Raw genomic sequence first — 14,029 nt, forward strand, 5'->3', positions numbered from 1 at the left:
AATCCTCCTGTTATTTTTTACTGCTCTTCATACTCACAAATATAACTCTGCCCCATCATACCATAAGGCTTCAGCACCTTCCCATCCGTATGGAACATTCCCTCGGTGCGGAAATCAGCCCAGCTGATTCGGCTGCAGCCGGTGTAGGACTGGTGGAATGGGCCGAACATGTTTCTTGGACTTCCTGAAACTTCAATTTCCAGAGTATTCTCTTCTTTTTCGAAAAGACCAGTTACATCTGTGACACAGTTCTTCTTTTCGAAATGAAAACCAGCTTCCTTACCATTTACTCTGACTTTCAGAAGGGTACCTCTCCACTCACCCAAATGAAGAAGAACCTGCTTATCGGAAATCAACTGTGGCACCTTGTACTGGTAAATCATACCGCCAGGATAGTTTACATAACCTTGCATGCTCCAATCACCAGTATGCAGAATTTCTTTTTCCCTGGAAATATTGCCAGACATATCTACGGCGAAATTTCCAATTACGAATACATCTTCCAGTTCCCGCTTTTGGTCGTAACTGCCTTTTATGGTAATCCGATGCACCCCCTTACTCAAAGCAGGAAGTCCGAAACAACGCATGTCTTTGTCAATAAACCATTTGCCGGTCTGCGCACATTTCACGCCATCGAAGTAAACTTCCAGACCATAAGGCTTCTCAATTACAAAACTGCATTCACTGGAAATGTCTTCTGCAACATTAAACCGGAAATGCATGGTAAATGGTGTTCCATCTGCCGGATGTGGCTGATCCACCCAGGTATATCGCTGAGGTGCACCGTTATAGTAAACCTGCTGCATGCGCAATTTCTCACGAATTTCCTTCTGCGCCTGCCAGATTTCCATCTCTGCGGACTCACAGACGCTTCCTGCTTCTGACAGTTCGCTGCCATGTCTGAATTCTGATACCTGCTCTACAATTGCGTCAAGATCTTTATCTTCCACCATAGCATTTCCGTCACAAATTTTATTTGCTGAAGCAACCCCCAGCTCATAAGTACATTTATCTATCGTCAGCACATTCTCCATAGTTCTTCTTAATTTCGCGTCCGGACCGAATGTAGCTAATACGGGATCTGTGTAATGCGGATGTCTGTATGGGAATGTGGCAGCTTTGCTCACTGTCATTTCATGCACCGCATTTACGCCATCAGAAACAGCCGCCAAGTCCACAACGGTAGTATCTTCCTCAATTCCACATTTGTCTTCAACACTATTTATCTCTTTAATAATCTGTCCAGCCCCTATTATTTTCTTCACAAAATAAATTCGGCTCATCCCCGTCTCGAATGTCCTGGTAAAGCAAACGCCCTCTCCATCCGCAACAGTTTCCACCTCACGAACTTCCCCTGTCAGCGGGTCAAGCTCTTCCACAGCGTCTCCACAGTCTAGTTTTATGTAAACCTGATGTGCATTGTTCCGATCGTGATTTGTCAGGAAAAGAATATGTCCATCTTCTGTCTTTCTCAGCATGGAAAGAATCTCGCCATCCTCTGCGCCGCTGGCATTTCGCACAGTAAAATCTTTTCCGGTGCATTTCGCCACAGCTTCCGTCAGCTCCCATTCATGCTCAACCGTATGGACAAATGCTTCCTCATCTAAAACATCCCGGATATCACCATATTTTCCACACACTTTCCTGCAGTCAGATTTCTCTTCATTTACATCTTCACTGTCTATTTTTTTATCCCATCTCTTAGCAACGCAGATCTGCTTACTACCGATCCGTTCTCCTTCAATCATCACCGGATACGGCTTCAGCCAGATCACCGTTCCACCAGCTGCAAGAAATTCCTTCAGCAGCTTCACCGTGTTTGCAAACAGATTGCTCACTCCCGGAACTACAACCACCTGATAGCTGCACTTTCCTGCCACAAACAGCCCATTTTCCACTTTTCCATCCTGCTCCAACAAGATCTCATCTCCAAAATCAAAATCCACATGCCCTGCAGTCAGCGCTTTTGCGATCCGGTTATAATACTCACCTTTTCGATTTAAAGAAGTAATATGCTCATCCAGCCATCCCATATTCATTTCCAGATGATTGAAATCCTCCGCCCGGTCACTGCGGCACTCGGTCCAGATGCTGGAAATCGGATGGATCATCAACACCTTTCGCACCGGCTCCCCCTGGGAAAGACACAGCGCCAGACGACCAAAATAATTCTCCATCTTATCATTGTCATCCCACCAGGTATTCTGATAGTTGAAAACCGGTGGATAGTCCCGCTTTCTGCATCCAGTAATGGAATACAGTGCAAGATGCTGACAACGTCTCGTAATTCCAAGCGCGAACTGCCAGTCTCCCAACCATTTCTGAGTGGAAAAATCCAGCTCCCAGCCAGTGCAGCCATAAGCCTCACTGATCGTCATGGAGCGGTCATACTGATGCGCCACACTTGCACACTGCTTCACAGTCAGATACTCATCTGTCTGCGCCCCCAGAAGATCAATGCCCGGATTATGCAGATAACGAAGCTGAGGCATAGCCGCGCCGCACACACGTGTCTGATAGCCCAGGTCGTTCTCATATAAAATATGTCCCGTAGTACGAAGCCCTCGTTTATCACACCACTCATAAACCTGCTTCATATAGCTTTCTTCGAAACGCTGCGCCACTGTCTTCCAATAATCATGACGGATCTTCTCCGCCCCTTCCCCATCGAAAAACAGATAAGGCAGCTTCTCCTGCGGATCATACCCTCTCTTTTCAATAAAATACTCTGTAAATCCAATACTCCACGGAATCCACGGTCTGCCTTCATGGAAAACACTGAAGAAATCACAGCAGTTAGGCTCATCTGTGAAAAATCCTTTCACCTCTTTTGGAAAACTTCCGCCAAACACTTCCTCATAATGCTCATGTGTCAACTTCAAAAATGTCTTCACGCTCTCCGGATTCAGATTATCCGGCGGCATCAAGCCATTGTACCACTCGCTCTTACCAGAAATCTCCTGACGCAGAAGCAGAATCTCTTCATCAACACCGCAAGCTCCAGCAGCTTCCTCATAAGTCGGATATTCTTTCATCCTCTTAATAAATCTGCCGTCCGCTTCTGTCTGAATCACATAAATACCTTGAAGAAACTCTGTCTCCATAGTTTCTTCCACTGCCAAACCTTCACCGCCGTTCCTACCGGACATGGAATTTTCGTCCACGCTTCGATTCCCGCCGCACATTAACGAATCCGAGTCCTCAGTAACTATCCTTTCTTCCTCGGTACTTAGCTTCGCCGGCACCGCCAGCTCTCCTGCTTTCCCGCACTCCATCGTCAGCGCCCTGGCCGTAAACTCCGCTGGATTTACCTTGCTGACCATACCTCCCGCAGCCCCCGACGGCCATTTATCCTCATCATATATCCACAGCTCCAGGTCATTTTCCCGGGCTTTATCCACACAGAACTTCACATCCTCCATCCACTCTGTGGAAAGATACTCCGTCTCCAGCCCTTCACGGGAATGAATAAAAAATCCCCCCATTCCCGCCTTCTTAAATCCCTCTATCTGCTCTCCCAGATTCTCCCTCTGAAGCCTGTCATTCCACCCCCAGAAAGGAGCACTCCGATACTCCTTCGGCGGATTCTTAATCAATCCCTTTACCTCATCCAATGTGCCCATCCTCATGTCCTCCTCTTATAGTCCCACATTACATTATTGTTCTAAATTCCCTATTCCATCATCACCAGCACCGTCGCTTTTATTGTATCCATTCGTTACCAATACACAGCGTTTTCGCAACTGATATTCCTAAGCGGGGCATTTCCAGGTGCGCCCTTAACGGAGGCGAGATCCACTGCTTACGAAGACTTAATCGTGAAGGCTCTCCTGAACGATTTAGTCGTAGTTAACAGTTAGCTCGCCGCAGTGTTGCACCGCCCCGCGTGGAATATCAGCTGCGAAAGTGCGTCCGGGTAACCGCGCCTCCCGATACAACAAAAGGGACTGCAAAACAGTCCCTTTCATACTACCCAAGTTCATATTTTACATGAAGTTGTTAGGTATAAACATAATAATATCCGGTACATAAGTAACCAGGAACAACAGCCCGATCATAATAAGTACCATCGGCAAAATCTCCCGTATGACACCCTTGATCTTCGTTTTTCCAAGTCCCGAAACAATAAACAACAGCATACCAAATGGCGGTGTGGAAAGACCGATCATCATGTTCAGGCAGATTACAACGCCGAAATGAACAAGGTCAATACCCATAGCCTGTACCAACGGAAGAACCATTGGTACGAATACCAGTTGGATAGTACTTACATCAAGTACACAGCCAAGAAGCAGGAATACGATGTTTACGATAAACAGGAAAATGTACTTGTTATCTGTGATTCCCATAACCAGACTTGCAACAACTCTCGGAACCTGCTCCAAAGAGATGATGTAAGAGAACAGCATGGAAGTTCCGCAAAGGAGAGCCAGTGTAGCTGTGTTTGCAGCGGATTTCTTGATGATACCCCAAAGCTTTTTCCATCCCAGTGTTTTGTAAATCAGTGCTGAGATGATCAGTGCGTATGCAGAAGCAACAGCACCAGCCTCTGTAGGAGTACAGATACCGGAATAAATTCCGCCAAGAAGGATTACAACTGTAAACAGCGCCGGAAGAGCCTGCACGGTAGCCTTCAGGAACTCTCTCTTACTCATGACCACACCAGCCGGATAATTTCTCTTATGAGAAATAAACGCAACATAGATCATAAGAAGAATGGCAAGTAAAACGCCAGGAACCATACCGCCCATGAACAGCTTACCAATGGAAGCGCCAGATAACATAGCGTAAATAACCATCGGAATACTTGGCGGGAAAATCGGTCCTACCGTTGCAGAAGCGGCTGTGATGGCACAGCTGAACTCTGCGTCGTAGCCCTCTTTTTTCATCTGGTCGATCTCCATCAGACCAATACCGGAAGCATCTGCGATAGCAGAACCGGTCATGCCGGAGAAAATAAGGGAAATAAATACGTTAACCTGTGCTGTACCACCTTTTAATCTTCCAAGAAGACCATTACAGAAGGAGAACAGCTTGTCTGTTACCTCACCTTCATTCAGCACATTTGCCATGAAAATAAACAGCGGCGCTGCAAGCATGGTATAGTTCGCAAACATGTTACCAGTGATAACGGTAAATACCTGGCCCAGTTTGTCCGGAGCTGCAAGCAGAAAATATGTAATAGAAGCTGCAAGCATGGAGAAAGAAACAGGCATACGGATTATGAAGCAGATAGCCATAACCACAAACAACATAATAATCGGCATACTCATGATTCTTTTCCTCCTTCCTTGTATTCTTTAAATGCATTTCTGATATTGATACAGGTTCTGACAATGATCTCAGCCAGCATATACATAAATGGTGCAAAAACAACTGTATATGGAAGCTTCAGAACTCCTGTCACCATTTTCTTTCCAACCATGGACTGGAAACACGGTACAAAACAGATTACCAGCAGGATTAAAAGAAATGTATTGTAAACTACTTTAAAAATAAACTGGGTACGAGGTTTTACAGCATCGTAAACCAGACCAAATACTACGTGTTCATCAGCCTCCATTGCCTTACCAACGCCGAAGAACATGGTCCACATGTAACCCAGAACAGATACCTCATAACTCCATGTTACAGGGGTTTTGAAAAAATATCTGGATACGATCGTTACCATAAAGGTAAGGAAAATTACCAAAAACGTAATGTTTGGGATAAAAACGCCAAGAAAATCGACGATCTTTTTCCCGATCTTTTTGAAATTATCCACAGTTTCCTCTCCTCTCAGATTCACTTTTCTGCCATCGGTTTGTTCCCTTTTGCAGACACTACTGCAAAAGGTTTCACCTGTGCAGACAGGCAAAAAATCTGTTCTTTGTTAAAAAGCCCAGGCCGTACACACAGCCTGGGACTTTTCTTTGTTATAAGTCAGACAGATGTCTCAAGTTTTGCTGTCAATTCATAGTTAATCACTATGTCTTGCCTGTTGTCACGACAATTCAGTTTACTCTTCTGCGGTTGTTGTATCAGCCATAGCCTGGATTTCGTTGTAAAGATCCATATTCCAGTCTTTGATCATATCTTCGTTTTCCATGTACTTAGCCTGAACTTTTTCTTTAAACTCGTTGATGTCAGGATATGTAACAGTAAGTCCCTGCTCCTCAAAGAATTTGATCAGCTCAGCTTCTCTGTCAAGTCTTGCTGTATCGTTTACGTCTCTTGCATATTCCATAGCCTCAGTAACAGCTTCCTGCTGAGCCTCTGTCATGCTGTTCCATGTGTCACCGTTGATACATGGCATGATGGAGTCAACAACGTGGTTTGTGATTGCGATGTATTTTGTTACTTCATAGAATTTTGCACTCTCGATACTTGGAAGCGGGTTATCCTGTGCATCTACAGCGCCAGTCTGAAGTGCAGTATACAGCTCACTGAAGGAAAGTGGTGTCGGGTTTGCACCAAGTGCCTCACCAAGGAACAGCCATGCTTCGGAGTTCGGCATACGGAGAAGTAATCCGTTCATGTCATCGTAGCTGTTGATCTCTTTCTCTCTTGTGTTGATTACACGGCTTCCAAGATAGAAGCTGGAAAGAGGTTTGATGTTCAGTGTCTCTTCAATCTGTGGACGGATCTTGTTAAGTCCGATGTCACCGTTGAGAACGCTTGTCATATGCTCATAAGAGCTGAACAGATATCCGGAAGCAAACATGCTGTAGGACGGAATCTGTGTTGCAATTGTCGGGAAGGAAATATATGCCAGATCTGCATCTCCGTTAAGAAGAGCATCGAACTCGTTCTCAGAAGAGAACAGAGAACCGTTGTCGTAGCATTTACATGTTACGGAACCACCGGATAATTCCTCTACTTTATCTGCAAACTCATACATAGCCTCTGTATGGGAGTCACCGCTTACAGATACTGATGTAAAGATCAGCTCTACTGCCGGGTCATTTGCTGCTGCAGCATCTGCTGCCTGTACACTGATGCTTCCTGTTAACAGCATTGTTGCTGCCATAGCTGTTGATAATACTGCTGCCATTAATCTTTTTTTCATTCTCTCATCCTCCTGATTTTTACACACTATGTGTTTTTGTTTCCCTTTTTTCACGTATATTTGTAACCCCAATTACAAATCTTAAGAAATACCTTTCAGCCGGCCTTCCTGCCCTTCTGACAAGAAGTAACCTTTATCCCCGGCCCTTTCAATACCTTTCGCATCTGCCTCACGGTCCCCACCGTTCTGGCAGTTATCTCTGATTACTTTCCAAAAAGCTCTTGCGGAAGGTCTCTGTGATCGCACAGAACTCTTCAATTTCTAATTTCTTGCTTCCTGTAAGAAGCTTATAATCCTGTCTTCTTGACTGAAGTGTCATCGGCACACCTACCAGATTCATATGGTATTTGCTGTTTACCGGATATACCTGGCACTCAACCATGGAAGCAGCACCAAGGAAGTTCATAAGCTCCTGTGCTTTCTCCGGCTGCTCTTTATAGTTCTTGCAAAGCCATACATAAAGATCCGGATGGAAGTTTGCCATAACTCCTGAGTATCCTGCACATCCCATTTCCATGCTGCGAAGAAGTGTTGCTGCATTTGCATTAAAAATCTTTAATCCGGTGCCCTCAACTGCTTTGCATTTTGCTTCCAGCTGATCAAGATCACAGCAGGTGTCTTTCAGGAATGCAAATTTCTCAGTCTCTGCACACCATTTCAGAAGCTCTGGTGAAAGAAGTCTCTTGTATGGTGCCGGGCACTCATAAACACCGAACATATCTCCATCAATGTGATCCAGAAGATATTCAATATTTTTCTTAGCTACATCTTCGCTCTCGTTCTCTTTTGCAAACTGATTGGAAATGAAAACATATGCATCTACACCGGCATCAATTACAGTCTGAGCTTCGCGGATCTGATCCTCTACCTTCTCAGCGCAATGTCCGGAAGCGATAACTCCCATATGCTTTGGTGTATTGTTGATAATAAATTTTGCAAGCTCCACTCTCTCCTGTGGGCTCAGCTCAAACATTTCGCTTGACTGGCATACTGCGAAAATTCCGTCAACACCGTTCTTGTCATACCACTCAATGATTCGAAGGACTGCATCATAGTCGATCTTGTTGTCCTCTGTAAAAGGTGTAATCATAACCGGCCATACGCCGCCTGCAATTGTTTTTTTCATGCTCTTCTCCCTCTTGATGTTTACTTGTTACTGTTCACCGGTAACGTTCCGCGATGTGTTTTTATGAACGGAATGAACAACAACATTTACTATCCACTGCAACCGCGCAATTGCTTTTCAACTGTGACTATAGTATAATATAAATAATTTAAAATTGCTTTCAGCAAAATATTTAGTACTATTTTATAACTTTGTACAAAAAAGAATACAAAATAGCACAGCATAGTGCTGTAAACAGAGCAGAGTTACGGTTCACTTCGTTCACAGTAACACACTTCGCGGAACGTTACCAGTGAACAGTAGTAAAACAGACTGCAACACAATAATTCACGGACATAAGAAGAGGCGACTTGAATGGAACAGGAAATATTTGACGATTACATATGGAACGAACATAAAAAAATATTAACAGCAGATAAACATAAGATCCCGGGGCTTAGAAATCTTTCTCATTTTACACCTATGGCACCTGGCGTTCCGGTTCCTCTGCATTATCACTCTGATATCATTGAGCTTCATTTTATGGTGAAAGGCCAGCGCAAGACTTACGTTATGAAAGGCGGTGTCCGCACCAGTTACTGTGCTACCGGAAATAACCTTTTTATCACCAGACCTTATGAGCTTCACACTACAGGACGTATTGCCCAGAACCGCTGCGAATTTTTTGCAATGCAGCTGGATCTGAAGGAGCACGATAATTTCCTTGGGCTGAACCAGCATTACAGCAATATTTTGTGCCATCGGCTTTTGAATATGGATCAGCACCTGTATCATGTAGGCAGTTCCCAGATTTCCATGCTGCGCACTGCCTTTAACCTGATTTCTTACGGAACAGAAGCCGACTCCATTGCCGGTGTCCAGTATCTGACCTGTGTACTTGCCAGCCTGAACTACCTGACTGCAGTTCCAGCCCAGGAAGAGATCACTGAACAGCTGAACAGTGACATCGGACATGCGCTGAAATACATTGAGCAGAATATTGAAAGTCCCATTACTCTTCAGGAGCTTGCCCAGGCATCCAACTATTCTCTTTCCCGTTTTAAAGCCAAATTTAAAGAGGAACTGGGAATTACCCCTGCTGAATACATTACCCTCCAGAAAATGGACCGGGCACAGATGCTTCTGAAGACCACAGATGATTCCATTACAGACATTGCTTACCAGCTGGGCTTTTCTTCCAGCAATTACTTCTGCTCTGTTTTCAAAAAAACTCTGAGCTACAGCCCGGCGGCATACCGCAAAAGTTTTTCCCAGTCATAGAAAATGCTGCAAAATCATTGCAAAAATGATTTTGCAGCATTTTTTATTCCGCGTCCAGAGCGTGTTTGAAAAATCATTCCCACAATCTGCGCTCCCTGCTTTGCGGTATATTTTCCCTGATTCAGCTGCGGCAGCTGAATCAGGGCTTAATACTCTTACTATTCACTGGCTTTTCAATATCACCTTTTTAATTGATTGCAAAGGTCTGCTGTGTATCATAAAATCCGTCCTGATACATAACATAGATTTCATAATTATCTGCATTCATTCCCTGAAGCGGCACCGGAATGTTTTCATAGAAATCCAGATAGGTGTCCATATGCAAACGAACCTCTGTTGTATCATAAACATAAGTGTTCTTCTCCCCTTTGAAAATGATCTGGGAGATCTGATGATCATAAGTGCCTATATAGAGCACTTTTCCTGTGATGTTATATGTCAGGGTATCTGCCGGAAGCACCTGGTCCGGCTTCTTGTTCCACAGCCATTTCCAGGTCTTCACCGGCTGCCATAATTCTCCTTTGATATAATTTTCATCCAGCTCCATAGGACTTGCAAGATCGTTGTAATCAATCCGCATTTCCTCTGCACGGTAAAAGGTTTTCTTAAGACAGTACTGATTCAGAACCTTCTCTGTATCATAGTCAAACTCGTAGGTCATTCCCTTCCAGCCGTTTTCTGCATTTGCCGCATGTCCGCACATTCCAAAGAAATGATTGCTGTCAGCATCATAAATGGCTGCGGATGTGATCTTGGACCATACTGTAGGAATCTTCTTAATCTGCTTCACAGTACCTTCTGCCTCATTTACAGAATATACCAGCAGGTAGGATTCCTCAGTCTTGTCATAATAGTCGATATCTTTCTTCCTTCTCCACAGGAAATGATTGTCAAACATGGTGATTTCCACAGTCTGGTCATCACTGTCCAGATCGGTATCGATCTGATATGCTGTATGCTGCTGGAACTGATAAATGAAATCACCATCTGCTTTCAGCACATATTTTTCATAATCTGTACCTTCCCAGAATCTTGGATCACAAAGAATCCACTGGATTTCCTTGGTTGTCCAGTTTACCTTGATCACAGATTCCAGGTTGCGGACGCTGAGCAGAATGGTATCTGTCTCCGGCTGATAGGAAACTGTATTAATATGTGCCCAGTCAACCAGATTTTCGTATTTACATTTAATAATATCCTGAAGTTTCAGTTCATTTACCACCGCACCTGTCTGTCGGTCGATCTCCTCAATTTTATCTTCACAGTGGCTCTGCATGGAGCTTGTAAGCACCAGAAGATTTCCTCCTGGCTCCTTCTCAATTACCTCATGGTGGCTTCCGCCGGAAAGATAATACATGTTGTAAGCTCTTCCCAGATAATCCAGCTCATAAAGATTAGTAGACTGGGGCTTCTCCAGGTTCGGAACATATCCGGCAGTATCCTGCCAGATCATTCTGCAGTTGGAAAGCATGTAAAGACCATAATTTCCAGTCTCTTTGTTCATATACCAGCGAATATCTCCCATGCAGTCATATGCAAAAGGAAGATGAGTGCTCTGTCCGTAAACCATGGTCAGATCATATGCAGATTCTCCACTGGTCTCCACAGGTTCGATCACATCCGTAAGAGACTCCGGCAAAGCTTCTGTCGTAATGGTGATCTCCTGGGAATCCTTCACTCTGCCGGAATCATCCAGAAGTTCCAGTACTACTGTATTATCCTCTCCCGGATAAAGACCGATGATGGGCACTCTGTGTGAACTGGCCGCATCTACCTCTCCGCTGATGTCCGCTGCTGCAGTTTTTCCTTTCACCGTAAAGCGCACTCCGTACTCTTCTTCTGTGTCAAAAAGTACTACTGCAGTTAATGGGGAAATCTGATATGGGTTGAGAATAACCATAGGATCATCCCATGTATATCCATTTTCCTGCTCTGCCTGCAGCTGCTGGTCAATCTCATAGGAGGTCGCCACCAGTGTTTTCGTCTGAGGGATTTCTGTCTGGATATCATTCGCGGAATCATCGTTTTCCTGAATGGAAATCGTGTCGTCCACATCCATGGTAACATTCAGCTTCTGACCGTAATAGCCATATTTTTTCTTCCGTTTTTCTTTTACAGAATAGGGAATTTCCTGATTAGTAAGTTTCATGTAAGTATTATAAATTCCCCGTCGCTTTTTCCAGCAAAGACCTGCAAACAATGCAAGCAGCACCAGAAACAGTAGCAGAATGGTAATTTTTTTCTTGTTGCTCCATTTTTTCATACTGTAAGCTCCTCAAATTTTTGTCGTTACGTCCGTACAGACTGCAAAGCCTGTAACGTCAAAATGGGTTCAAAACTCTTGAACCCAAATTGACAAATCTTATACTTATGCCTGGCTGTACATATATCCCGTATTATAAAGAACACCGTCCAGTTCCAGGTAAATATTCCATTCCTGACCTTCCAGCCCGTCAACTGCCGTCCAGCCCTTAACTGTAACATTTGTTCCGTCATCTCCTTCAGAAGGAGTCTGTGTCAGCTGATAAGCTCTCTGGGACTCACCGCTTATCAGGATCATCTTTCCAGCCTGCAGATCTGCTGCTGCGGTCTGGGTCAGGAAGCTGCCGTTCACACTAATCTTGCTTCCATCCAGCAGGAAATTCCAGCCATCTGGCAAAGCCTCTGCGGTGCTCACATCAATGCTGCTTTCCTCATAACTTGTCTCTCCAAGAGAACCAAGCACCTCCGGAACTGCGGATGGATCATATTTTCCTTCTGTATAAAGGGGCATGCGGAAAGAACGATATGTCAGCGCATTATAAGTGTCACCGGAGATCGTCAGCTCAAAGCTCAGCTCTCCATTATCTACCTGATCAATATGTGTGGTCTTGGTCAGTCCCTGTACAAACATATCTTTCGGGTAATAATCACTGCGGTTTTCTTCATCGCTATGCAGGTGGGAGCCAGCTGTGATCCACAGATGATCCTGTGTTCCATCCAGGGAAGCCACACCTGAAATCCAGTCCGAATACCAGTCGGCGCCTCGCTCTTTACCATACTCAGTTACCTGGGAAACGGTCATGTTCTCTGTATCAATCTGATAAACAACCGCACGGGAATATACGTTATCACCACTTACACGGTTATCGCCATCCACACGTTTTACCTTGGCAGTACCATTGTCAAAAAGAGCTATATCTCCATTATCCAGAATGGAAACATTATGCTGTGCATAGAACCATTCGAAATCTTCTCCTTCCGGAGTAAAGAAGTAAGACGGATCCACACCATCCCAGCCTGTAGGATCTCCAAGGATCCATGCCAGGGATTTGTCCTCTTTATTTACTGCTACAATGGCATCTTTGTGTCTTGCAGAAAGAAGAACCAGATCATTCTCTGCATCATAGGCAAGACCATTATTATGGAACCAGTCAGCTTCCTCACTTCCGTCTGAATCCATAGAAGCAGACTGTCCATCTTCCTGGCTGATGAGATCTTTCATGTCAAGCTCCCATACAACAGCACCGGTCTCGCGGTCAATTTCTACCACGTAGTCCTCAACTGTGCTTAAGTCCGGGCTGTCAGAAGCCACCAGGAGATTGCCATCCGGAAGCTCCACGAAATCGTGATGCTGGCCACCAGGAATCATGTATTCGCGGTAAATTTTTCCCAGAAGGTCGACTTCGATCATTCCTTCTTTATAGTAGCTGCTCTTCAGCACATAGGATGCAGGCATGAGAAGATGCCCGTTCTCCAGCTGGTGAACTCCGAGAGTTCCGCCAATATTGGTAAAGAATCTGATATCTCCGTCCGCATCTACTCCATACAGGGTTCCCATAGTGGAGCAGACAAAAGTCAGGTTCGAATAATCGTAACTTGCCTCGCTTTTCATCTCTGTCTGGATTGTACCGTAATCAACACCTATATCTTCTGTGGTTACTTCAAAGGTAGCAGAAGTCCCATCATCCAGAGTGATTTCAACCTCTGTGGTATCATTGTTGTAAAGACCATAAATCGGGACGATATGCTCCGTTGCCTCCTCAAAAGTCCCCGTCACATCGTTCTCTGCGGATTTCCCTTTCACAGTAACAGTTCCGCCGCAGGCTTCCTCTGTGGAAAAAACGGCAACTGCACTTAAAGGGGACATTCCATATGGATTGACTACAATTAGTGCCTCATCAAGACTGTAGCCGTTTGATGCCTCCTGAAGAAGTGCTTCATCAACAGCAGTCTGCTGTGCAAACCGGTCAGTTACTTCCAGGGCTGCCGCCTGAGACTTGGTATCTGCTGTTTCTGCTGCCTCGGAATCTGCATCCCCTGCAGTTTCTGTTTCCGTCTCATCTGCAGTTTCAGTCTCTGCTGTGGCTTCTGCCGCAGGTTCTGTCTCTGCTGCAGTTTCTTCCTCTGCTGCAGTTTCTGTTTCTGCTGCAACTGTAGTAATAGAACCCGCTGTCATTGTCATCATTACAAGTATTGCAGCCAGTTCCCGATATCTTTTATTCTTCATGCCAGCCTCCTGTGCAATTTTATGATTTCTCAAACACGATCTAATACAAAATCCGCATTTTCATACCACCGTCATGGTAGCTGACGGATTGTCTGCATTTTCTATC

The 14,029-nt window shown here is 44.7% G+C and carries 8 protein-coding genes; 1 reads left to right on the forward strand and 7 read right to left on the reverse strand.

Annotated features, from left to right (window positions below):
- Positions 1–17: 17 nt before the first annotated feature.
- From I2D69_RS02580 to I2D69_RS02600, 5 genes are all read right to left on the reverse strand, one after another.
- Positions 18–3,623: a glycosyl hydrolase gene (locus I2D69_RS02580; protein ID WP_243243750.1), complete on the reverse strand. Its 3,606-nt coding sequence runs from the start codon at positions 3,621–3,623 to the stop codon at positions 18–20.
- Between the two features lie 363 nt (positions 3,624–3,986).
- Positions 3,987–5,273, reverse strand: a complete 1,287-nt coding sequence (locus tag I2D69_RS02585) for a TRAP transporter large permease (RefSeq protein WP_173717181.1) — start codon at positions 5,271–5,273, stop codon at positions 3,987–3,989.
- Positions 5,270–5,764 carry a TRAP transporter small permease gene (locus I2D69_RS02590; RefSeq protein WP_173735351.1) on the reverse strand — a complete coding sequence of 165 codons (495 nt, stop codon included), beginning with the start codon at positions 5,762–5,764 and terminating at the stop codon, positions 5,270–5,272. Before I2D69_RS02590 ends, I2D69_RS02585 begins: the two co-directional genes overlap by 4 nt.
- Positions 5,765–5,998: 234 nt before the next feature.
- Positions 5,999–7,048 carry a sialic acid TRAP transporter substrate-binding protein SiaP gene (locus tag I2D69_RS02595; protein WP_195379343.1) on the reverse strand — a complete coding sequence of 350 codons (1,050 nt, stop codon included), beginning with the start codon at positions 7,046–7,048 and terminating at the stop codon, positions 5,999–6,001.
- A gap of 193 nt (positions 7,049–7,241) precedes the next feature.
- Positions 7,242–8,174 carry a dihydrodipicolinate synthase family protein gene (locus I2D69_RS02600; protein ID WP_195379344.1) on the reverse strand — a complete coding sequence of 311 codons (933 nt, stop codon included), beginning with the start codon at positions 8,172–8,174 and terminating at the stop codon, positions 7,242–7,244.
- Positions 8,175–8,528: 354 nt separating this feature from the next.
- Between I2D69_RS02600 and I2D69_RS02605 the strand changes: the two genes are divergently transcribed.
- The gene (locus I2D69_RS02605) at positions 8,529–9,434 is read left to right on the forward strand and encodes an AraC family transcriptional regulator (protein ID WP_195379345.1); all 906 of its coding nucleotides are present in this window, start codon (positions 8,529–8,531) and stop codon (positions 9,432–9,434) included.
- Between the two features lie 187 nt (positions 9,435–9,621).
- Here the strand turns inward: I2D69_RS02605 and I2D69_RS02610 are convergent, their stop codons facing one another.
- Entirely contained in the window at positions 9,622–11,697 is a 2,076-nt protein-coding gene (locus tag I2D69_RS02610; protein WP_195379346.1) for an aryl-sulfate sulfotransferase, read from the reverse strand.
- Positions 11,698–11,802: 105 nt separating this feature from the next.
- The gene (locus tag I2D69_RS02615; RefSeq protein ID WP_195379347.1) at positions 11,803–13,923 is read right to left on the reverse strand and encodes an aryl-sulfate sulfotransferase; all 2,121 of its coding nucleotides are present in this window, start codon (positions 13,921–13,923) and stop codon (positions 11,803–11,805) included.
- Positions 13,924–14,029 lie beyond the last annotated feature (106 nt).

This window comes from Ruminococcus sp. D54t1_190329_F1 (assembly GCF_015551645.1).
Classification (GTDB): Bacteria; Bacillota; Clostridia; order Lachnospirales; family Lachnospiraceae; genus Blautia_A; species Blautia_A faecis.

What these genes read in the sequence shown, in the direction of transcription:
- I2D69_RS02580 (WP_243243750.1), bottom strand. Translation starts at nt 3,623, where the DNA reads ATGGGCACATTGGATGAGGTAAAGGGATTGATTAAGAATCCGCCGAAG.
- I2D69_RS02585 (WP_173717181.1), bottom strand. Translation starts at nt 5,273, where the DNA reads ATGAGTATGCCGATTATTATGTTGTTTGTGGTTATGGCTATCTGCTTC.
- I2D69_RS02595 (WP_195379343.1), bottom strand. Translation starts at nt 7,048, where the DNA reads ATGAAAAAAAGATTAATGGCAGCAGTATTATCAACAGCTATGGCAGCA.
- I2D69_RS02600 (WP_195379344.1), bottom strand. Translation starts at nt 8,174, where the DNA reads ATGAAAAAAACAATTGCAGGCGGCGTATGGCCGGTTATGATTACACCT.
- I2D69_RS02605 (WP_195379345.1), top strand. Translation starts at nt 8,529, where the DNA reads ATGGAACAGGAAATATTTGACGATTACATATGGAACGAACATAAAAAA.
- I2D69_RS02610 (WP_195379346.1), bottom strand. Translation starts at nt 11,697, where the DNA reads ATGAAAAAATGGAGCAACAAGAAAAAAATTACCATTCTGCTACTGTTT.
- I2D69_RS02615 (WP_195379347.1), bottom strand. Translation starts at nt 13,923, where the DNA reads ATGAAGAATAAAAGATATCGGGAACTGGCTGCAATACTTGTAATGATG.